The following is a 19,809-nucleotide window of genomic DNA, read 5'->3' on the forward strand; positions in this document are numbered from 1 at the left end:
CCTTCGCCAAGTTATGATGGAAAAGCAGACAATCAAGGAAGCCTATAAGAAATTCACGGTGAAGGATAGCAAAGTAGAGGGTGTTTCAGGGGAGAGTATTTCTAAGGGTATAGAAAAAGGCAAAAATATTAAGGACTATAAAAAGACATTCTTTGATGAATACCCAAACCTTAAAGGTAGTGTAGTAGTTCATCATGCTATAGAGCAACAAATTCTAAAAAGGCACCCGAATTTATTTTCACTTGAGGAAATACATGCTCTAGAAAACTTGAGAGGTATACCAAAAGAAGTAAACAGTGATATACATTTATCAAAAATAAGAATAGATTGGAATAGATTTTATAGAAATAACCCTAATCCCACAAAAGAGGAAGTAATAGGTTATATGATTGAGTTAGATCAAAACATGGTGAAAATTTTAATCCGCCAGTGAAAAGGTGAGAATGTGATAGGAAGGATGTTACTAATGAAATTATATTTTTTAGAACCAGAAGTATCAGGGGGTCATAGTGAACATACCATTTATGGAACAGAAGAAGATATTGCAACTGAAGGTATTTCAGGAAAGGTAAAATATTTACATTATGAGTTTGAAGGATGGCTAGGAGATGACCTGTTAGAGTCAACACCAGCCTTTATTGTGTCAAGTAAACTTGAAACAGAATTAAAGAATAGTGAATTTAAAGATTACAAATTAGAAAAGTGTTTAATTACTACATCTGATGAATTTAAAGAAATGTATCCAAATAAGGAATTACCTAAATTCAGCAGATTTATTCCGCTTGGTAAAGTTGAAGTAGAAGGAGAGAACTTCAAAAATTGGTCAGGACATCACTTCTGTTTATCACCAAAAGGTGAGTTAGTTGTAACTCAAGAGGCTGTGGACTTTTTTAAAAGAGTTTTAATAGATAATTGTTATATTACAACCCTAACGCAGGAATAAATAATAAAACCTTAGAGATATCAAAAATCTCTAAGGTTTTATTATTTGAAGGGAGAGCCGAATTTTTTTATAGTATTGTGACGAATTTCTAACTAGTAATAGAACAAAACAAGAAAAGGAAAACTATATTCAAACTAATGCTGAAATCTATTATCCCGCAATTGGATTAACTCCTATCCAGTGGCTTAATAATGTCGTAGAACAAATAAGAGAAGCTGTAAAATCAAAATAGTATTTTTTTGAAAATATTGACTGGAAAATAAAAGGACCTTAACGTATGTGAACTGTCCCTTGCAGGAGGACCAACAACTTTAAGAGTTGGAAATATGAAAATCGAAACATAATTCCTAGGAGAAGCCCATACTTCCAAAGTATAATTTATTATTTGGAGATATGATTTTCGCGCTGAAAAAAAAGAATTCCGGGATCATTGATGAAGCTAACATGGAAGCGTGGCCAAATACGATGAAGAATTTAATGAATGTATATAAGGATGCGAAAATCGTTATTCCAGGTCATAAAACTTGGGGAGATTTCAGTTTGCTCCCACATACATGGGAGATTGTACAGAACCATGTAAAATGAATCCCCTGCTAAACTTTTAGCAACTTGTCCACACCTTCGATAAGTCCATGCATATACAATAGTAAGGAGGGTGTTGGGATGGAAATATATTGTTGTTATGTAGAAAAATGTTTTGAGAATAATGACCCCAGTAAAGTATGGGTGCCCGGAAAGCGTTGTAAATGTAAAAAATGCAAGAAAAAGCACCATTAAACTGTAAGGCAGTTGTTCTACAGGGGCAGTCCTAGTGGCTGCCCTTTTTTAATTGAGTACGCAGTTCATGGTAAAGTTGTCAGTGGAGACACACGGTAGTTAAAAAACTGATGAGAGTCATAAGCAGATGAAAAAACACCCAACCGTAAGGGCCGAGTGTTTTAGAGCTAATCTTTCTCTAGGATTTTCCTGCTTTGCTGAATGATTTCATTATTTTTATTTATGGCCTCAACATTGTTAAACTTAACATGGTCATTGATTAATTCATTGTCTTCCATATATTCTAGTAACAATTCGACTGATTTATCCAGCAATCTTTCCAGTGGGATATCCCTTTCTTCTGCTAAACGAGTGAGCCGCATGTTTAAATTAGAAGCGAGTGAAGAAACGAACGGATCTCTACCTTCGTTCATTTGTTTGCATTCCCCTTTCAGCTTTAATAGCTCCATTTAATGATGGAGAGGATTGGAAGGCAAAAATATGGACATTAATAAAATAATTGAAAGCTGGTTATATCGATTGGCGAAGTATGTTGATAGCTGGGTGATTTTTGTGTCCGATTCCTTCTTATCCTGTCTTTAATGTATAATAATACTATATTTTACTTAAAGGAGGAATTATTTATGAGCCAAGCCGGCAGTTTAATCGGGCTATTTGCAATCATACCGATTTTATTTTATCTGGGACTTCTTTTTTTAAGCATTTACTTTGTAATTAAGGTGATAAAATTCATCAATGCCAAGACAAAAGCAGATCAGGAAAGAAATGAAAAGCTTGATGAATTGATAAGAGTTATAGGTAACGGTAAAGAAGATCAAAATAGGCCTTTATAATAGGCAAAAAGCGCAATCCATTGGGATGCGCTTCTTTTATTTCACTGGATTTTTTGGAACGTCAAGGTGGTGTACAAGCATTTCCTAATAAGCACCATAACATATTAGGAGGTGATTTAATTGACTGTTAAATTAGAAACTTTATTGGATCGTTCGGAAAAGAATATGGGCAGCGGAATTCATCCAGTCGTTAAAGAGTCAGCATTGGAAATGGTCAAACAGGCATACCAAGAAGGCATTTATGTGCAAATCAGCGCAGGTTATCGGTCTATGGAAGAGCAAGCAAAGCTATATGGTCAAGGTCGCCTAGGTTATATCTATGATGGAAAAAACTATAGTGATTTATCGAAACCGAGAGTGACGAATGCGACGCCAGGTCAATCTTACCATAACTATGGACTAGCCATTGATTATTTCATAGTCAGCGATGATGGAAAGAATGCCATTTGGACAATTGATGCCAAATGGAAACGGGTAGCGGACATTGGTAAATCCTTGGGCTTTACTTGGGGCGGGGATTGGTCAAGCTTTAAAGATTATCCGCACTTGGATATGACGGGTGGACTAACTTATTCTCAGTTAAAAGCGGGAACAAGGCCTAAACTGATATCAAAAGTGAATGGAACCACTCCACCAGCAACACAAGTCGAATCGGATGTCATTGTAAAAAATACGCCTACAAAGGATACTGGCACTCAGCCTATCAAGTCCATTCAAAGGACATTAAATAGCCGGTATAATGCAAAAATAGATGTGGATGGTTATTATGGACCTAATACTAAAAAAGCGCTGATAAAGGGTTTTCAAACCGAATTGAATAAACAATATGGTGCAAAGATTAATGTGGATGGAATATGGGGACCCCAAACAAAAGCGGCTACACCTAATGTTAGGAAAGGGGCGAAAGGGAATATCACCTATATCCTTCAAGCTGCACTTTATTTAGAAGGACATAATCCACATGGTATAGATGGTATCTTTGGAAACGGAACGGAGATAGCGGTGAAGGCATTTCAAAGGGCCAAGGGAATATCAGCTGACGGTATTGCCGGTGAAAATACMTTTGCGAGATTATTTGGATGATTAGCTTAGTAAAAAGCCTTAAAATATGAGGGCTTTTTTTGTTTGAATGAAAAATGATTTTTATAGTAGAAGTTTTTTTAAAAAGTAAATATATCCCAATCGTTTAAGAATCGAAGTATAAGAAAATTAGTCCTTTTACAAATGTGAATTGTAATATTTATCGAGTATATATGCTCATTTTCATTCACTTAAAATTGATTGAAATATAATAGTCCTGTTAATTTTCCATCATATTTAGACAATAAAGTTAAAGGAGGAAATAACTTTATTGGAGGAAAAAAATGATGAAAATGTGGAAAAAGCCTTTTTTACCTATCGCCTCTATTAGTCTAACTGCTGTGATGATTGTAAATGCCATTCCAGAAACTCCAGTTCAATCACAAGTGCATATGAAAAATCATGTGCTTCCGCTTGGAACGCCTAATTTGCAAGAGAAAAGAACTTCTATGAATCCAGCACCAGGAGTGATGTATACCAAAATCATTCGTGGTGAAACATCTTCTAAAGACTTTTACACAGTGGATGTGACATTTGTAGAAACACAGAAACAGGCAAAGAAATTGTTGGGAAATTTAAAGAGAGATGGTTTCAGAAATGCTCGTATCATTCGGGAACCGGATCGGGCCATGGATGATCTGGAAAAAGGACCACTTGGATACATTGTTCGCATCGGCCAATATCAGCTGGAAGCGGATGCAACGGAAATGAGAAAACAATTATCGGCTAAGGGATATACAGGTCTAAGGAATGTGTATACGGGTGAGGACGGAGAGAAAACAACAGGACCATGGGTAGTAAACGTCCTAGAAGTGGATCAGGAACGATTTCAAGGGCATGTGGTGCCAGAATTAGCAAATGATGCAGTGACAGGGAAAGAAACATTGACCCATATGGCTGACAGAAATGTTGCCATTGCAGGAGTTAATGCCGGATACTTTGTTGTAGGAGAGAATGATGGTACACCAGGCGATCTTGCCGGTATATTCGCAAGCAATGGTCAACTTGTCAGTGAAGCGATTAATGGCCGTTCAGCTCTGATTTTATCTTCTGATGATGATAAGGCAAAAATTGCATCTGTTTCCACGTCAATTCAGGCTACTTCATCTGATGGAGCGGTTAGGGAAGTGGATGGATTAAATCGGAAGCCAGGATTAATCCGCAATTGTGGCGGTGTTGAAGGAGATATGACAACAGAACGGCCGAAACATGATTTTACTTGTAAGGATGAAAGTGAATTTATCCAATATACTTCCATATTTGGAGAAAAGACAGAATCGGGCGACGGTGTGGAAGTGGTAGTAAATCATGCCGGAGAAGTGGTGGAAATTCATAACCAGCGTAGGGGAGACATTCCAAGCAGTGGTTCTATTCTTACAGGAACGGGGGAAGCAGCAGAGTGGCTTCATGACCATGCTCAACAAGGGATGAAGATTCAGGTGAAGAGTGAAATCATCGGGGATGGAAAGCTATTAAAATTAGACCAAACCACAAGCATGATTAACGGAGGTCCTCGATTGTTGGAAAATGGATAAATTTCCATTAATTCCGTAGAGGAAGGCTTTCACTGGGAAGAAGATCCTGGGTTTTATTATCGTTTTGGGGAACGTCGTAACCCTAGAACACTTGCTGGAATCAAGGAAAATGGCAATCTATTATTTGTCACGATCGATGGACGCGCACCCGGATGGAGTGTAGGGGCTAATTTTGAAGAAAGTGCAAAAGTCATGAAGTCATTAGGTGCCGTCGATGCTATCAATCTTGATGGCGGCGGATCGACTACCATGACAGTTGGGGATGATCGAGTCACAAGACCATCTGATGCAGCAGGTGAACGCCCGATTGCCGACGGAATATTGTTAGTAGAATAATAGATGGACGTAAAGGAGATAAATCAATTTAAAGTGTTCAAAAATCGTTGTCAGTTTCACTTTTATTGGTCTAATTAGTAGGAATATTCACGTTAGTAGTATTAATATTTCTTAGGCAGAAGATGAAATTATTAAATACCATGGAAGAAGAAAATGAGACTCCTAATAGTGAAAACGATACGATCAGGATGCTTGTGTGATTTTTAGTGTTTCAAAAGTGAATTAAGGGATACAGCTTACGGATAATTCCATAGAAATCGACTATGACGTACAGGATGTGTATTTTAACTTAATGTTTAGTCATAAACGAAAAGACAGTTAGCAAAGATAAGCTCACTGTCTTTTTGATTTAATATTTTAAGTGTATTTAAATTTAAGGAAACCCTTATTAACATGTTTTAGAGCATAAATTTGATCACACAACGATCACGAACGTTTAAATGGCACAGTTCTTATGATTACAATAATGATCACAAGTCCCTCAAAAAATCCTAATTAACTAACCTATCCGCTCCACAATCTCCATAAATTTATCCGGCCTATGAAATTCAATCGGCGAAACACCTTTATCGACGGAATCGTATCGGCTTCAATCATTAATAATACTTCTCGTTAATCTTGCCTAAATGGATACTATCGCCGAAATCGACTAGAAGTCCTTTGACAGATGTACTGCCAAGTTTCATTCGCAGCTCGGCTTCATATGTATTGTTCGACAATCTGGGCAGTGGCTTCGACGACTTGGATTTCAAAGTGTTCCTGGATTTCCCTTCTGTCGCTCGTTTCCTTTTGAATAAGTTGCTAGAGTTTTTCTTGAATAATCAGATAATAAATCGCCTTTTTTTGTGTGTATCATGACAAAAGAATGAACCAAGCTGTCTGAATTTGCATTAAATATATTAACAATGAAAAGAGGTGAATTATATGTCTGGTTCTGGTTCTAGATCTGTTGATGTAGTTACGATCCTTTGGGAAAGAGCTACGTTAATACCTTTAGCTCAGCGTACAATTGTACAAGCTACAGTGATTGGAAGTGCTGCACCTTGTGCTAACACTTTGGCTCCTGGTGATCCCTACAGAGCTGCTTTACGTTGTTTACTTGGAAATAGATTTGTACGAGTATTGAACCTTGACTTCGGGCGAACCGGAGTTGCCGTGTTCATCCGTTTCTAGGATATTAATTGGGGGACAAAGTATTTTTCATTTAAAATACTTTGTCTTTTTTGTAAATACACAAAAACCACCAGTCATTAAGATTGGTGGTTTTATCAATTTTACTAATACAGAATGAGAAGGAAGCGGAACATTATCTTAGTGAATTTCTAGCTGGTGTTGATCCGAATAAATTACCTTTTGTCATTTTATTCAAGACTTGTCGATTCAAATGAAATTGAATGTAGCGTAATACATATCAAAACTTATATTAGCTTTAATAAGGTTTGTTGACTTTTTTAATAGAATCTATTATATCAGTAGCCAGGATAGGACGTACGGGTGCACGGGACTTGATCTCGTGAACTAAACTGTCCACCCACTACTTGTAGAAACATGTTTGAGGCTAGTTGGACGTAGATCTCGTATAATGAGCGAAGCTATGACACTGCATGGAGAACTGAGGGTACTGGTTAGTAAGTAAAGGAGGGAAAAAAACAATGAATCCGGTTGTTGGTCTGGATGTGGCAAAAAGGAGAGAGTCAAGTTCAGGCATTTTTAGATCAATCTAAACCGTGGGAAGAACTTTTCAATGAAGGACATCAAAGAGGAATTAGATCATTTTTTGACTTTTTAAAAGAAAGTGACAGGGTAGATGCCTATGGTCATTTTAGAATCTACAGGGCATTACCATGCTATTCTATTCTATATATCTTACTAAATCCGATTATTTCATATCAGGCAAAGAAGTCCAGTTTACGGAAGGTAAAAACAGACGCTATCGATGCGTACCAGTTGTGTGTGCTGTATTACAAAGGTGAACCTCATAAAATTAGAGGAATTCAGCTATTAGACCTTCGGAATTTGTCCAGACAACAGGAAATCATAACGAATATGTATGTGGAAGCTAAACTTCAGTTTCACATAATGGCTATTATTGGATATGGACGTGTTTCAACTAAAGATCAGGACTTGGCTTTACAGGAGGGGAAGTTAAAAGAGTATGGTTGCGAGAAGATATTCATGGAAAAACAAAGTGGTGCTAAATCTGACAGGAAAGAACTTGCTAAGGCGTTGGACTATTTAAGGGAAGGTGACAAGCTGGTTGATTACAAATTGGATAGATTAGCACGTTCCACTTTTGACCTACAAAAGATTGCTAAGGAACTAGAAGAAGGGGGAATAGCTTTAGTCTTCATCAAAGAACAGATTGATTTTAGTACACCATCAGGAAAGCTAATGTTTACTATGCTGGGGGCTATTGCTGAGTTTGAACGTGATCTAATTAAAGATAGAACGGCAGAAGGAAGGGAACGTGCTAAGGCACAGGGGAAACATATAGGTAGGAAAGGGAAGGACGAGAAGGACGTTAAGAAGGCTTTATAGCTGTATGATGAAAGAGAATCTAACGGTTTAAGCGTTAATGATATAGCCAAAATGACAGGTGTCCCACGTTCCACTATTTATGCTTAAGTGAAAGAAATGACTAGCAATAGCTAATCGTCTTTTTTCTTGTGGCATTGTTGTAGTTTTAAAATAAAGTCGTACCTTATAAAAAAAGATGTACCGATTTAAATAAAGTTAAATCGTTTATAAAAATGATAAACCGAAATCCATACTTTATTTTGGTTTTCTTTTTCTTATTCCGCATTTACATTTTTAAATTTATAATTTTTTTAATGCACACTTGACACCTTCGCTACATAGTATTACAGTATACCAGTACTCATTATTACTGAATACCTGTATAACTTATTAGCTTAGGAGGTGTATGCTATGGAAAATTTAACAGAAATGCTCAAAGGTGTGTTGGAAGGTTGTGTGCTGGAAATTATCAGCCGGGGAGATACTTACGGCTACGAGATTACCCGTCGTCTCAATGAAATGGGCTTTACAGAGGTTGTTGAGGGTACGGTCTACACCATTTTGGTGCGACTGGAAAAGAAAGAATTAGTGAATTTCGAGAAAAAGCGTTCTGAAATGGGTCCTCCTCGCAAATTTTATTCATTAAATAATGCAGGACACGAGGAACTCGAACAATTTTGGGGAAAATGGAATTTTGTTTCATCAAAAATTAATACCCTAAAGGGGGAGAAATAATATGAAGAAATTTATCGAGCTAATCATTGGCGATTTAGAAAGCAAGAAGGAATACAAAGCATTTATGAAAAAAGTAAATTCCCTACCGAAAGATTACGCATTTGTGTTCAAAAAGATTCAAAAGTACATGTGGAATTTCGGATATGGATTTGGTGAAGAAATCATCAATTTGTATGAACTGTTTGAAGCTAGTGCAGCAGAAGGCAAGCATGTGCTAGATGTTACCGGTGAAGACGTGGCGGCATTTGCCGATGAATTGATGGCTCTCTCAAAACTAGATGGAGAATCGGCGCGTATATTAGGAGGGCAAGTAGATTTGAAAAAAGAAATTGAGAGTAGAGTTGAAGAGCAAGTAAAAATTTGGACGAATAAAAAATAAGGTAGGAGGTTAAATATCATGGTAAATTTCATCAAAAAGATACTTGACGACAAAAAAGAATACAAAGAAATGATGGCGCGTGTGGAAGCTTTGCCAGGCAACTACCCAGAAGCCTATAAAAAAATCTGCAACTATATGTGGGGTYTCGCCTCTGGAAGCGGCATGGATATGCTGAGAATCCAGTATGATCTCATTGATTTGTTTGAAGATGGTGCGGCAGATGGCAAAGACGTATTGGAAGTGACAGGTGAAGACGTGACTGCATTCGCCAATGGACTTATCGACCAAGCGAAAAGATGGGATGATAAGTTACGCAATAATTTGAACAAAAGCATTCTGAATCGTGTGGGTAAGAAAAAATAAGCGTTGAACAACCCAACTGAATAGCTTTTTTGAAAACAAGCTAATGTGGTAACGGAATACGCTCCTTTTGTTAAGACAGAGGGGCTTTTTTCTGATAACCATTCCTGATACCTTCGAATGTGCCGGCTAGATAAAGATTTAAAAAGGGAACCTTCCACAACTGCTTAACATTAACATAATTAATGATAAAAATATTTACAATCACTAATTCACATAATAATAGTAAATACTTCAGTTTTCCATCTTATTTCATGGTTTCAATTATGGAACGTTACCTGACAACAAAGTTGTATCAAAAAAACTATCTAGCTGAAAAATGCCACAAAAGTCCTTGCAGACAAGTATACAAGGACTTTTATAATTTACATAAAAGAAATAGCACCACTAATTATAGCTAATACTGTTAAGATTAACGATGTCAGGATGGCCCATTTGTATGCGAATTTCTGATATTCTCCAAGGTCTTTATCAACCATACCAACCAATAGAATGGTTGATGCAACAAGTGGACTCATTAAATGAGCGGGTTGTCCCAATATAGAAGCCCGAGCGATTTCTAACGGACTAATACCATAGGCTGAAGCTGCTTCTGCAAGAATAGGGAGAACTCCAAAATAATAGGCATCATTCGATAAAACGAAAGTGAATGGCATACTTGTAATGCCAACAATGACAGGAAAAAACTGTCCTAATGAAGCAGGTATTATCGCAACCAGTCCATTAGCAATAGCATCAACCATTTTTGTACCGGAAAAGATTCCTGCAAATACTCCTGCCGCAAAAACTAATAGAACAACAATTAAAGCGTTTCCAGAATGTGCTAAGATACGTCTCTTTTGCATTTCCAGATTAGGGTAGTTAGTCATTAAAGCAATAGCGAAACCGACTAAAAATAAAATGGGGGCAGGTACTAATCCCATAATAAGAATGACCATAATGCCTATCACAATTAATAAGTTAACCCACAAAAAACGAGGACGTTTAATGTCAATATGAGGAAATGTTTCAGTGGCTTCATTTTCTACAGTAGCAGCTATTTCATTTTTGAATTCTTCTATGTGTATTACACCAAGTCGTTTACGTTCTTTTTTCCCTAAAATAAATGCTACGAAAATAACCCAAAGAGCACCACCGATCATGGTAGGAATAAGTGGAACAAAAAATTCGGATGCATCAAGTCCCAATACTGCTATTGCTCGGGTAGCAGGTCCACCCCAGGGGGTCATACCACTCATAACACTTAAAGCTAGCATGGCTACTGTGGCTAAAACCAATGGATTCATACCGATTCGTTTATAAAGTGGATACATAGCTGAAACAGTAATGATATACGTCGTTGTACCGTCTCCATCTAGGGCTACGAGTAATGCAAGAATTGTGGTACCCATAGAAATTTTGACAGGATCTCCCTTGACAACTTCTAATAACTTTTTGATAAGTGGGTCAAATAAGCCCGTATCTATCATAATACCAAAAAACAATATGGCGAATAATAATAGAGCTGCAGAAGGAGCGACTAGCTTAATGCCTTCCATCATCATAGTGCCAATTTTACTTCCAAAACCACCAACTCCTGCAAAAACGATCGGAACTAAAGTTAAAGCAACAATGGGTGATAAACGTTTGGACATAATTAAATAGGTAAAAACTGTAACCATGGAGATGCCTAAAATTGTAAGAAACACTATTAAATCCCCTCCCAAATTTTGAATGCGCTTTCAATTGATCTCTGGATGACTAAGAATTAATTTTGTGACTCTTCAGAAAAGTTAACTGGCAGATTAATAAGTTTTACACTATGCTTATGCGCTTTTCTTTATTAAAGGTAATACAGGGAGAACAATAAGTTAAATACATATTTTTTTTGTATTGGTATCAAAATAATTTATTCTTAAAAAAAGATTGGAGAGAGGAGAGCAAAGAAAGCCAAGGGATAAGTGATACAATAAAGACATTTTTAAAAATTTAATGCAATCTTTAGTATTTAAAAAGAAGGTCATCATCTAAATATTGTGGATGATAACCTTCTTTTCTTTATAAATCAGACTTTTTCAGTGTCCTTGAGCAAAGCTCTCTCCTTTTTTAATTAACATTTAGTTTTAACGTTACTGTTCTTGTCTTTTTTCCTTAAACTTAATTTTAATACCAATCTTAGTAATGGAGGCACTGCGGCATAAATAAAAGCCATCCGAAATAGTTGATAGCTGGTAACAGTAGATACATCAGCATTTACTTCTTGTGCAATGATTCCCATTTGATCCATTCCACCAGGGGCTAAACTTAAAAAACCCGTAATAGTCGATAAATCATAATACTYGGTCAGTAGAAAACTAAAAAATATTGTTGCGCAGATCAAAATCAGTCCGTTCATCAAAGCCAATAATAATGTTTTTCTTTTGTTGTCAAGTTGTTCCGGTTTTAATAGTAAACCGATATAACCGCCAACCATAAATTGAGATATATCAAGAAGTGAAGGAGGAAGTGGTGGTCCCTGCAAACCAAAAAGGCCTACTGCAGCAACTGCGATTACTGGTCCTAAAAAGTAAGGAGCTGGTAATTTAAATATTTTACCTATTCTTGCTGCGAGGAAACAAATAAGCGCGAACAGAAAGATAAGAGGAAATAAATCACTCCACTCTGGAATAACGTTATCCATTATTTTAGATGAGTCATTGGTACTTTTCGCTGCAAAAATAGGACTGAAAATTAAAAGGGGAACTAAGAAAACAACCATTATCACCCTTATAACATGGAAAAAGGTTACTGTCGTTATATCAATGCCTTTCATTTCTTCTGCAAACACAACAATTTGTGACAAACCTCCAGGAATACTACTTGTTAAGGAGGTAGGATAGTCAACGCCGGAATATTTTGACATAACAAAAGCTGAACATACACACACAAGGACAATTAAGGTTGTAAGGATCAACATTGAGGGAAGGTGACTAATCATATCAGACAGTGAGCTCTTGGTAAAAGAGATGCCAATTGAATAACCTACAATAATTAATCCAGTATTTCTCATCGAAATGGGCCAAATTAATTTAACGTTTTTGAAACGTGATGCAATTAATAGGGCTGCCATTGGACCTAGAAGCCAGGGGATTGGCAGCCCGATAAGAGAGAAAAGGCCGCCTCCAATAAAAGCAGTTAGAAGTGCAGCTGAAAATTGGATTGTCTTGCTAACGTTATTTAAATCCCACTTTTTCATATTAATTCTCTTCCTTTGTACTAGTTTTATTTCGATTCGTCTTATTTCTATTGTTTAGAATCAATAAGAAAATCAATAAATGCTTTTACTTGTGCTAAATCCGTAGTCACATCCCGATAAAAAACCCAAGTTTCTCTAAGCAAATAGTTATTATCGCTTAATACAATAGGGAAAGTATACAGTGGTTCATCATTTTTAATACAGATTTCTGGTAAAATGGCATATCCTAAACCATTAAGAACCAGTTCTTTACATGTTTCAATCCGATCTACCTCCATTGAAATCTTAGGTGGCACCGCAAATGTTTCCTGCCACCAGTTTTCAATAGTATTCCTTAACGATAGGTCTGTCTGATAATTAACTCTAGGAAGAAAAGGAAGTTCTTTTAATTCAATTTTTTTACTGGAGGCAATACAAATCTTTTCTTCTTGAAATAACACTTTATTCTCCTGCCATTTGTAAGGACCTCTAACTATCCCGAGGTGTGCTTCTTCTTTTTGAAGCATTTGATGAATTTGAGAACTCCATCCAGTTTTTAAACTAATTTCAACCTCTGGATATAGGGTTAGAAATTCTTTTAACAATACTGGTAGTTTATAACGGGCAAACAAGCCAGATACACCCAATCGCAAAGTTCCTTTCACTTTTTTATCCAAATTTGAAATGTGTTCTTTTGCAACTCCTAATTGCTTACGCATATTTTTCGAATATTGAACGAGGTATTCCCCTTCAACTGTAAACTCGACACCTCTTTTGCCTCTAGAGATTAAATTTGTTTTGAACTCTTTTTCCAGCTGTTTTATACGATAGGATAAAGCTGGCTGAGAAATAAATAGTCGTTGTGCCGCCTTTGTTATATTTCTTTCTTCGTAGAGAGTAATTAAAATAATCCAGTCTTTTTCATCCATAAAATTTCTCTCCTTTAACCATAAAAAATATTTATGGGTAATTATAAATAATAATAATTTATTTGATTTCTAAAAGTATAATACAACTGATGAATAAAAGAAATCTATCTTTTTATGTAAAGCAATAGACTCACTATAGTTCGCGTTTACTGCATTTTTTCATAAATTTTTTTTATGGCAATGAATAAAAAAACAATATTATTTTTATTCATTATTTTCACTTATTATTTACATGAAGAGTTATCACTAACAGGAGGGGTAAAAATGTCAAATACACAAAATTATGATGTAGTTGTAGTAGGGGCAGGAAACGCAGCTTTATGTGCCGCAATCTCAGCAAAAGAGGGCGGTGCTAGAGTTCTTGTATTAGAACGAGGACCATTGGAAAAGCGTGGAGGAAATTCTTTCTTCACAGATGGAGCCATACGTGTTGCCTACAATAATTTAGACGCAATCAGAAAAGTAATACCTGAATTAACAGACGTAGAAGCCGAGTTAATTGTTATGCCTGAATACGCTGAATCCGATTATTACGATGATCTAATGCGAGTGACAGGTGGACAAAGTAATCCCGAGTTAGCAAAACAACTGGTTTCTAGATCGTATGAAACAATTGCGTGGATGCGTGATCAGGGAATAAAATTTGAATTGAATTATGAAAATCAATCTTTCGTACAAGATGGCAAGCGCAATTTCTGGGGAGGACTGCCTATCAAAACGGAAGATAAAGGCGTTGGCTTAATGAGACAGCTCTTTGCGCGGACAGAAGAAATTGGCATTGACGTTTGGTACGATTCACGTGCTGTGGAGCTTGTATCAGAGAATAACACAATATCCGGTGTCGTAGTTGAGAAGGATCATACAATGGTAACAGTTCAGACATCCGGTGTGATTTTGGCTTGTGGCGGCTTTGAAGCCAATAAGAAAATGAGAAGTGAAAATATTGGTGAAGAATGGGAAGCGGCTATTGTTCGTGGAACCGAGTTCAACACAGGAGACGGCATTTCCATGGCTATGGCAGTCGGGGCTCAAAAATTTGGGCAGTGGTCTGGATGTCATTCGATTGGGACAGATTATAACGCGCCAAAAGTAGGAGACTTCACAAAGCCGGGAGATATTTTTAAAAAGCATTCTTATCCGTACAGCGTCATGCTTAATAATGAAGGGAAACGTTTTGTTGATGAAGGAGCAGATTTGCGAAATTACACCTATGCCAAATACGGCCGTGAGGTATTAAAACAGCCTGGACATGTGGCATATCAAATTTATGATGCACAGGTACGCCCGATGCTGCGTAAAGAATATGACCTTGAAGAAGCGACTATTTATAAAGCAGATACACTTGGAGAGTTGGCAAGTTTACTGCCGGTCAATCAAACACAATTCCTTAAAACGATCGAAGAATATAATAGTGCCGTACAAGATGGCGAGTTTAGACCCGCAGAGAAAGACGGCAAAGGAACGAAAGGAATTACCCCTCCTAAATCCAACTGGGCACTTCGAATTGAGCAAGGGCCATTCTATGCTTTCCCTGTAACGTGCGGAATCACCTTCTCGTTCGGTGGTTTGCATGTAGATGTTACGGGTCATGTGTTAAACGAAGAAGAACAACCGATAAAAGGTCTCTTTGCGGCTGGTGAAATGATTGGGGGGATTTTTTATGAAAACTATCCTGGTGGATCCGGGTTAATGTCTGGAGCAGTCTTTGGAAAATTAGCTGGTTCATCCGCAGCCCACTATATTCAAGAAAAGGTTGAAGCGATCAATAATCATTGAGTCTTTTCCTTGCATAGTTAATTAGATAAGAATGTGTCCAAAAATTCTAGAGATACATTAAATAGAAGAATAAAAAACAGCCAAGGCTTAAAATAGTTCTTGGCTGTTTGTATTTCAAATATTAAAAGTCTTTATGCATTGACTAAAACTCATATCATACAGGGATATGAGTTTTAGAGAATAGCTTTAAGCGTCCTGATGGTCAAATAATGGGAGGGTTTGTGGATATTTTCACCTATAACAAGGATGATAGATAACAATTAGTTTTCTTTTTGTTTAAATTACCCTAGTAACCATGAAAATCTGAATTCAGTATCTATATCCTAACTTGTATAAGTGTGAGCGCTCTCCTCCGGAAATTTTTCATCTATTTTCAATCCCATTTTATAATTGAATTTTGTAGGCATCGTTTAGTTGGAGATACATTAGAGTCTGGGCTCTATTGAAAACTCACTTATACCTCATTGAAGTAACTATTTCGAAAAGAATTTTAGTGCCTTTCATATTTTTGAATAGTTCTTTCGCTTCTTTTTCTGTGTCCAATCAAAAATTTTATATTTCCTTTTAAAAAGACAGTGATGCCCCACATTGCAAAGCCTCCAAGTGATAGATAATTTTTTTTGCGTAATTTGCAAATCATTTCAAATCAAGCTAATTGATAGGAAAGCTCGTAATTTTTTTTCGTGTACACGTATCCCTCTAAAATGATTCTCGCTGTACGTACCACTTTAATAGCGCGTATGTGTCCTGCCAAAAAATCAACTTTTGTTTCCATTATCCCCGCCGGGTGGGCTAATCGAAAAATTTCCTGTTTGATGTTCACCATCTCAGATAAAATCGTTTCCTGTAAGTAAGCTCCTGCAGTTGCACAGATTGCTCCAGTAATAGCAAGCGCTTGATGGGGCTTTTGCATCGACATCATTCTAATCATTAAATCCATCTCTGACGCTTTTCTTTCCGATCCGTTTAGGTCGACGTAATCCATAGGAGGAGCAATTAGGGTCATTTTAGGCACAGCAGGAGATTGGACAGTTGCTGATTTCTTATCGGAAAATTGACACATTTCAGCTGCAATCGACCGAATTTCTTCTAGTTCATTTAATTTTTCCTGTGAATATTCAGTGGGCAATTCGCTTCCGTTTAGACCAATATCCTGTGCCTTTACAAAAACAAGTGGATTAGCAACATCAACTATTGAAACTTGAATCAGTCGATCCTTCGTTTTAATCATGTCAATTGGATTTCCTGTAGGGAATAGTTTCCCTGTAACTGCTCCTTCAGCACGAGTAAAAGAAAGATAGATAGGTGATCCTTTACCAGGCACGCCTGGAATTGAGCAGCTGCCTTCTGTTTTCACTTGTCCATTTTCAACCTCTACTTCTGCAATAATCAATTTCTGTGTATTCGAGTTAAAAATTCTCACCGTTGTAACAGGTTCTTTTGCCGGAACTAATCCGTGCTCAATTGCGTAAGGTCCTACAGCAGATGAAATATTACCACAATTTCCTTTAAAATCAACCATTTGATTATCGATGCTGATCTGAGCAAATGTATATTCCACATCGAATTCTGGTGAATCTGATTTTTTGATGATCGCCGCTTTACTTGTCAATGAATTCGCTCCTCCAAGACCATCGATCTGTCTCCGATCCGGACTGCCCATCACGTCAAGTAAGAAACCTTCCCAGTGTGAGCGATTCGAAGGCATATGTTCAAAGTTAAGGAACACACCTTTACTTGTCCCGCCGCGCATTACAACTACTGGTACTTTCATTGTATAACCACCTTTTCTCAAATCAATATTTATAGCACTACCGGTTCCTTTGAAAATATAGTATGATAAGTTCGTTCATAAGTAAAATACATATTTTTTAAGTGAAAATGATAAAAAAACTTATAATCAAAAAATCGGGAGATGGTTAAGTGGACGAAAAAGATTGGATTGCGATAAGGGTACTATATGAAGAAAAAAACATTAGCCGTGCCGCAGAGCGTTTATATATATCGCAGCCGGCGCTAACGTACCGGCTTAAAAATTTAGAAAAAGAATTTAGCACGAACTTATTTTTCAAAATAAAAGGAGGCATTGAGTTCACTTCAGAAGGGATACATTTAGCGGGCTATGCGGAAGAAATGGTGAAAAAGTTGCAAAAAACGAAAGATTATATGCTGAATATGAAAAATGAAGTTAGAGGAACGTTAAGGCTTGGCGTTTCCAGCAACTTTGCCCAATATAAACTACCAGAAATATTGAAAAAGTTTTCAACACAATATCCTCATGTACAATTTAATGTGAATACAGGCTGGAGCACTGAAATCATGCATCTTCTGGATTCCTCTAGTGTTCAATTAGGCATACTGCGTGGAAATTATGAATGGTATGGAATCAAATCGTTACTGCATAAAGAAAGACTTTGTTTAATTTCTAAGAAAGAGGTAGACTTGGATAATTTGCCGGAACTTCCATTCATAAATTATAAGACCGACAGTTCTTTAAAAAACTTAATAAATGGCTGGTGGCATGATAGATTTCCAGAGCCGCCATTTGTAACTATGGAAACGGATCGGCAGGAGACGTGCAAAGAGATGGTCAAAAATGATCTTGGTGTTTCCATTCTGCCGGAAATATGCCTGCAGCCTTCAGATAATTTGCATACATACGGGTTATCTTACAAAAATGGGAAGCCGGTATTAAGAAATACATGGTTAATGTATAACCAGGATTCATTAAAACTCTCTACTGTGAAAAACTTTATTGATTTCTTGAATAAAAATTCCAATCTTTAACGAAAAAGCACTATGAAATTATTGAAAATTTCATAGTGCTCTTTTGTATTTCTTAATTTAATATAAAATGGATTATAAGTTTTTTTTTCGAAAAAGTAAAAAAAATATGTATTTCACTTATTTGATGATATGAACTATTCTAAAAATAGAAAACAAAGAAACTGGGAAACAGAAGATATTATATAATATTTTTTAACTATTCAAACTTTTTCATTTGATTTGTAAGCGGTTTCTTTAATAGGAGGGATTCATATTCTTACGTTACTTGGAATTTCAATGGTCGTTGTCTTCACTTATTTAATCATGTCTAAACGGTTATCACCTGTTAATTCTCTAGTGGTCATTCCAATTATCTTTGCATTAATTGGCGGATTCGGTCCAGAGCTCGGAGATATGATGCTCGATGGAATAAAGGTTGTCGCACCTTCAGCCGCTTTGCTATTGTTCGCTATTTTGTTTTTCGGAGTTCTGATTGACGCTGGATTATTTGATCCACTTATTAAAACTATGTTAAAAATCGTAAAAGGGGATCCGGTAAAAATAGCGTTAGGTACAGCAGTAATCGCAATGACCGTTGCCTTGGATGGTGATGGTACCACGACTCATATGATTACGATTTCCGCTATGTTGCCTCTTTACTTACGCCTTGGTATGAATCCACTTATTCTTGCCACTATTTCGATGCTGGCTGTAAGTATTATGAGTGGCATGACTCCTTGGGGAGGACCTGCAACGAGAGCAATAGCATCTTTAGGTCTCGATGCAAATGAATTCTTTGTTCCGATTATCCCAACACTATTATCAGGAATAGCAGCCATTCTTTTTACCGCTTACGTACTTGGGAAAAAAGAGCGCAAAAGGCTTGGTGTTGTTCATATCAAAGCTGCACCTGAAATGAAAGGAGCTCTTGCTGAAGCAGCGGTAGCTTCCGCCATACAAGACGATTTAAAGCGCCCTAAATTAATATGGATCAATCTTTTGTTGACGCTCACTGTTATGGTCATTCTTGTAATGGGCTTCGTACCGGTAACTGTGTTGTTTCTAATCGGGTTTGTGCTTGCTTCAATCATTAATTACCCTAATCTAGAACAGCAAAAAGAGCGAATCGTGTCACATGCAGGAAACGCAATAACCGTCGTCACATTAGTATTTGCGGCTGGTATTTTCACAGGGATCTTTTCCGGAACGAAAATGGTAGACGCCATTGCAAATTCATTAGTGACCATCATTCCGGATTCTTTAGGCTCTTTTTTACCGATGGTCGTTGCGTTCACCAGCATGCCATTTACGTTCGTTTTATCCAATGATGCTTACTACTTTGGTGTTTTGCCAATTCTTGCCGAAGCAGGAGAAGCTTACGGAGTGAGTCCTTTAGAAATTGCCAGAGCTTCCGTACTGGGCCAGCCTGTACATTTCTTAAGTCCACTCGTGGCATCGACTCTCTTACTAGTAGGGATGGTAAAAACAGATATCGGGGAACAACAGCGGTATGCATTTAAATGGGCTCTAATTTGTTCATTAGTCCTTATCATTGTTGCTATCTTGACAGGGGCTATTATTTAAGTACAATGTTATCTAATAAATTCTTCGAACTTAAACAAAGTAGGGCTGTGCCAAAACCAATTATTA

Annotated in this window: 19 protein-coding genes and 3 pseudogenes; 16 read left to right on the forward strand and 6 right to left on the reverse strand. The window is 36.9% G+C overall.

Annotation, left to right across the window (positions count from 1 at the left end; genetic code table 11):
- From AC1DVK_RS22725 to AC1DVK_RS22735, 3 genes and pseudogenes are all read left to right on the forward strand, one after another.
- Window positions 1-433 (forward strand): annotated as a pseudogene (locus AC1DVK_RS22725) (hypothetical protein); the annotation flags it as partial.
- Between the two features lie 33 nt (window positions 434-466).
- Window positions 467-943, forward strand: coding sequence for a hypothetical protein (locus tag AC1DVK_RS22730; RefSeq protein WP_477627432.1), 477 nt, complete (start codon window positions 467-469; stop codon window positions 941-943).
- A 393-nt stretch (window positions 944-1,336) separates the two neighbouring features.
- Window positions 1,337-1,528 carry a hypothetical protein gene (locus AC1DVK_RS22735; RefSeq protein WP_477627433.1) on the forward strand — a complete coding sequence of 64 codons (192 nt, stop codon included), beginning with the start codon at window positions 1,337-1,339 and terminating at the stop codon, window positions 1,526-1,528.
- Window positions 1,529-1,887: 359 nt separating this feature from the next.
- Here the strand turns inward: AC1DVK_RS22735 and AC1DVK_RS22740 are convergent, their stop codons facing one another.
- Window positions 1,888-2,133, reverse strand: a complete 246-nt coding sequence (locus AC1DVK_RS22740; protein ID WP_061463079.1) for a ribbon-helix-helix domain-containing protein — start codon at window positions 2,131-2,133, stop codon at window positions 1,888-1,890.
- A 210-nt stretch (window positions 2,134-2,343) separates the two neighbouring features.
- On the opposite strand from AC1DVK_RS22740, the gene AC1DVK_RS22745 reads away from it, so the two are divergent.
- The 4 genes from AC1DVK_RS22745 (at window position 2,344) to AC1DVK_RS22760 (ending at window position 5,504) form a co-directional block, all read left to right on the forward strand.
- Entirely contained in the window at window positions 2,344-2,553 is a 210-nt protein-coding gene (locus AC1DVK_RS22745) for a hypothetical protein (RefSeq protein ID WP_089363856.1), read from the forward strand.
- A 120-nt stretch (window positions 2,554-2,673) separates the two neighbouring features.
- Window positions 2,674-3,636 carry a peptidoglycan-binding protein gene (locus AC1DVK_RS22750; RefSeq protein ID WP_477627434.1) on the forward strand — a complete coding sequence of 321 codons (963 nt, stop codon included), beginning with the start codon at window positions 2,674-2,676 and terminating at the stop codon, window positions 3,634-3,636.
- Window positions 3,637-3,920: 284 nt separating this feature from the next.
- Window positions 3,921-5,168: an SPOR domain-containing protein gene (locus AC1DVK_RS22755; protein WP_477627435.1), complete on the forward strand. Its 1,248-nt coding sequence runs from the start codon at window positions 3,921-3,923 to the stop codon at window positions 5,166-5,168.
- A 6-nt stretch (window positions 5,169-5,174) separates the two neighbouring features.
- Complete coding sequence (locus AC1DVK_RS22760; RefSeq protein ID WP_477627446.1) at window positions 5,175-5,504, forward strand: phosphodiester glycosidase family protein; 330 nt, start codon at window positions 5,175-5,177, stop codon at window positions 5,502-5,504.
- Window positions 5,505-6,100: 596 nt separating this feature from the next.
- On the opposite strand, the gene AC1DVK_RS22765 is transcribed toward AC1DVK_RS22760, so the two are convergent.
- On the reverse strand, window positions 6,101-6,223 hold the full coding sequence (locus AC1DVK_RS22765) for a DUF3898 domain-containing protein (RefSeq protein ID WP_141133673.1): 123 nt from the start codon (window positions 6,221-6,223) through the stop codon (window positions 6,101-6,103).
- Between the two features lie 205 nt (window positions 6,224-6,428).
- On the opposite strand from AC1DVK_RS22765, the gene AC1DVK_RS22770 reads away from it, so the two are divergent.
- From AC1DVK_RS22770 to AC1DVK_RS22795, 6 genes and pseudogenes are all read left to right on the forward strand, one after another.
- The gene (locus tag AC1DVK_RS22770; protein WP_286140989.1) at window positions 6,429-6,677 is read left to right on the forward strand and encodes a hypothetical protein; all 249 of its coding nucleotides are present in this window, start codon (window positions 6,429-6,431) and stop codon (window positions 6,675-6,677) included.
- Between the two features lie 479 nt (window positions 6,678-7,156).
- A pseudogene (locus AC1DVK_RS22775) lies at window positions 7,157-7,577 on the forward strand (IS110 family transposase); the annotation flags it as partial.
- A gap of 6 nt (window positions 7,578-7,583) precedes the next feature.
- Window positions 7,584-8,129 (forward strand): annotated as a pseudogene (locus AC1DVK_RS22780) (recombinase family protein).
- A gap of 303 nt (window positions 8,130-8,432) precedes the next feature.
- The gene (locus tag AC1DVK_RS22785) at window positions 8,433-8,756 is read left to right on the forward strand and encodes a PadR family transcriptional regulator (RefSeq protein ID WP_089363852.1); all 324 of its coding nucleotides are present in this window, start codon (window positions 8,433-8,435) and stop codon (window positions 8,754-8,756) included.
- A 1-nt stretch (window position 8,757) separates the two neighbouring features.
- Window positions 8,758-9,135: a DUF1048 domain-containing protein gene (locus AC1DVK_RS22790; RefSeq protein ID WP_477627436.1), complete on the forward strand. Its 378-nt coding sequence runs from the start codon at window positions 8,758-8,760 to the stop codon at window positions 9,133-9,135.
- An 18-nt stretch (window positions 9,136-9,153) separates the two neighbouring features.
- Window positions 9,154-9,498, forward strand: a complete 345-nt coding sequence (locus tag AC1DVK_RS22795; protein ID WP_477627437.1) for a DUF1048 domain-containing protein — start codon at window positions 9,154-9,156, stop codon at window positions 9,496-9,498.
- A 362-nt stretch (window positions 9,499-9,860) separates the two neighbouring features.
- On the opposite strand, the gene AC1DVK_RS22800 is transcribed toward AC1DVK_RS22795, so the two are convergent.
- From AC1DVK_RS22800 to AC1DVK_RS22810, 3 genes are all read right to left on the reverse strand, one after another.
- Window positions 9,861-11,156, reverse strand: coding sequence for a CitMHS family transporter (locus AC1DVK_RS22800; RefSeq protein ID WP_477627447.1), 1,296 nt, complete (start codon window positions 11,154-11,156; stop codon window positions 9,861-9,863).
- Window positions 11,157-11,584: 428 nt separating this feature from the next.
- Window positions 11,585-12,709, reverse strand: coding sequence for an AbrB family transcriptional regulator (locus tag AC1DVK_RS22805; protein WP_477627438.1), 1,125 nt, complete (start codon window positions 12,707-12,709; stop codon window positions 11,585-11,587).
- Between the two features lie 47 nt (window positions 12,710-12,756).
- Window positions 12,757-13,617 carry a LysR family transcriptional regulator gene (locus tag AC1DVK_RS22810; RefSeq protein WP_477627439.1) on the reverse strand — a complete coding sequence of 287 codons (861 nt, stop codon included), beginning with the start codon at window positions 13,615-13,617 and terminating at the stop codon, window positions 12,757-12,759.
- A 264-nt stretch (window positions 13,618-13,881) separates the two neighbouring features.
- Between AC1DVK_RS22810 and tcuA the strand changes: the two genes are divergently transcribed.
- On the forward strand, window positions 13,882-15,393 hold the full coding sequence (tcuA, locus tag AC1DVK_RS22815) for an FAD-dependent tricarballylate dehydrogenase TcuA (protein WP_477627440.1): 1,512 nt from the start codon (window positions 13,882-13,884) through the stop codon (window positions 15,391-15,393).
- Between the two features lie 646 nt (window positions 15,394-16,039).
- Here tcuA and AC1DVK_RS22820 read toward each other — a convergent pair.
- Window positions 16,040-17,167 (reverse strand): 2-methylaconitate cis-trans isomerase PrpF family protein, encoded by a 1,128-nt coding sequence (locus AC1DVK_RS22820; protein WP_318687837.1) that lies wholly within the window; start codon window positions 17,165-17,167, stop codon window positions 16,040-16,042.
- A gap of 149 nt (window positions 17,168-17,316) precedes the next feature.
- On the opposite strand from AC1DVK_RS22820, the gene AC1DVK_RS22825 reads away from it, so the two are divergent.
- The gene (locus AC1DVK_RS22825) at window positions 17,317-18,180 is read left to right on the forward strand and encodes a LysR family transcriptional regulator (RefSeq protein ID WP_034313052.1); all 864 of its coding nucleotides are present in this window, start codon (window positions 17,317-17,319) and stop codon (window positions 18,178-18,180) included.
- Window positions 18,181-18,432: 252 nt separating this feature from the next.
- Window positions 18,433-19,743, forward strand: coding sequence for a CitMHS family transporter (locus AC1DVK_RS22830; RefSeq protein WP_477627448.1), 1,311 nt, complete (start codon window positions 18,433-18,435; stop codon window positions 19,741-19,743).
- The last annotated feature ends 66 nt before the right edge of the window (window positions 19,744-19,809 follow it).

The sequence above is a fragment of the Peribacillus sp. P4_B1 genome (genome assembly GCF_056402395.1).

Excerpts from the sequence above, each read along its gene's own strand:
- AC1DVK_RS22730 (WP_477627432.1), top strand. The coding sequence starts at position 467 with ATGAAATTATATTTTTTAGAACCAGAAGTATCAGGGGGTCATAGTGAA.
- AC1DVK_RS22735 (WP_477627433.1), top strand. The coding sequence starts at position 1,337 with ATGATTTTCGCGCTGAAAAAAAAGAATTCCGGGATCATTGATGAAGCT.
- AC1DVK_RS22740 (WP_061463079.1), bottom strand. The coding sequence starts at position 2,133 with ATGAACGAAGGTAGAGATCCGTTCGTTTCTTCACTCGCTTCTAATTTA.
- AC1DVK_RS22745 (WP_089363856.1), top strand. The coding sequence starts at position 2,344 with ATGAGCCAAGCCGGCAGTTTAATCGGGCTATTTGCAATCATACCGATT.
- AC1DVK_RS22755 (WP_477627435.1), top strand. The coding sequence starts at position 3,921 with ATGAAAATGTGGAAAAAGCCTTTTTTACCTATCGCCTCTATTAGTCTA.
- AC1DVK_RS22770 (WP_286140989.1), top strand. The coding sequence starts at position 6,429 with ATGTCTGGTTCTGGTTCTAGATCTGTTGATGTAGTTACGATCCTTTGG.
- AC1DVK_RS22785 (WP_089363852.1), top strand. The coding sequence starts at position 8,433 with ATGGAAAATTTAACAGAAATGCTCAAAGGTGTGTTGGAAGGTTGTGTG.
- AC1DVK_RS22790 (WP_477627436.1), top strand. The coding sequence starts at position 8,758 with ATGAAGAAATTTATCGAGCTAATCATTGGCGATTTAGAAAGCAAGAAG.
- AC1DVK_RS22800 (WP_477627447.1), bottom strand. The coding sequence starts at position 11,156 with ATGGTTACAGTTTTTACCTATTTAATTATGTCCAAACGTTTATCACCC.
- AC1DVK_RS22810 (WP_477627439.1), bottom strand. The coding sequence starts at position 13,617 with ATGGATGAAAAAGACTGGATTATTTTAATTACTCTCTACGAAGAAAGA.
- tcuA (WP_477627440.1), top strand. The coding sequence starts at position 13,882 with ATGTCAAATACACAAAATTATGATGTAGTTGTAGTAGGGGCAGGAAAC.
- AC1DVK_RS22820 (WP_318687837.1), bottom strand. The coding sequence starts at position 17,167 with ATGAAAGTACCAGTAGTTGTAATGCGCGGCGGGACAAGTAAAGGTGTG.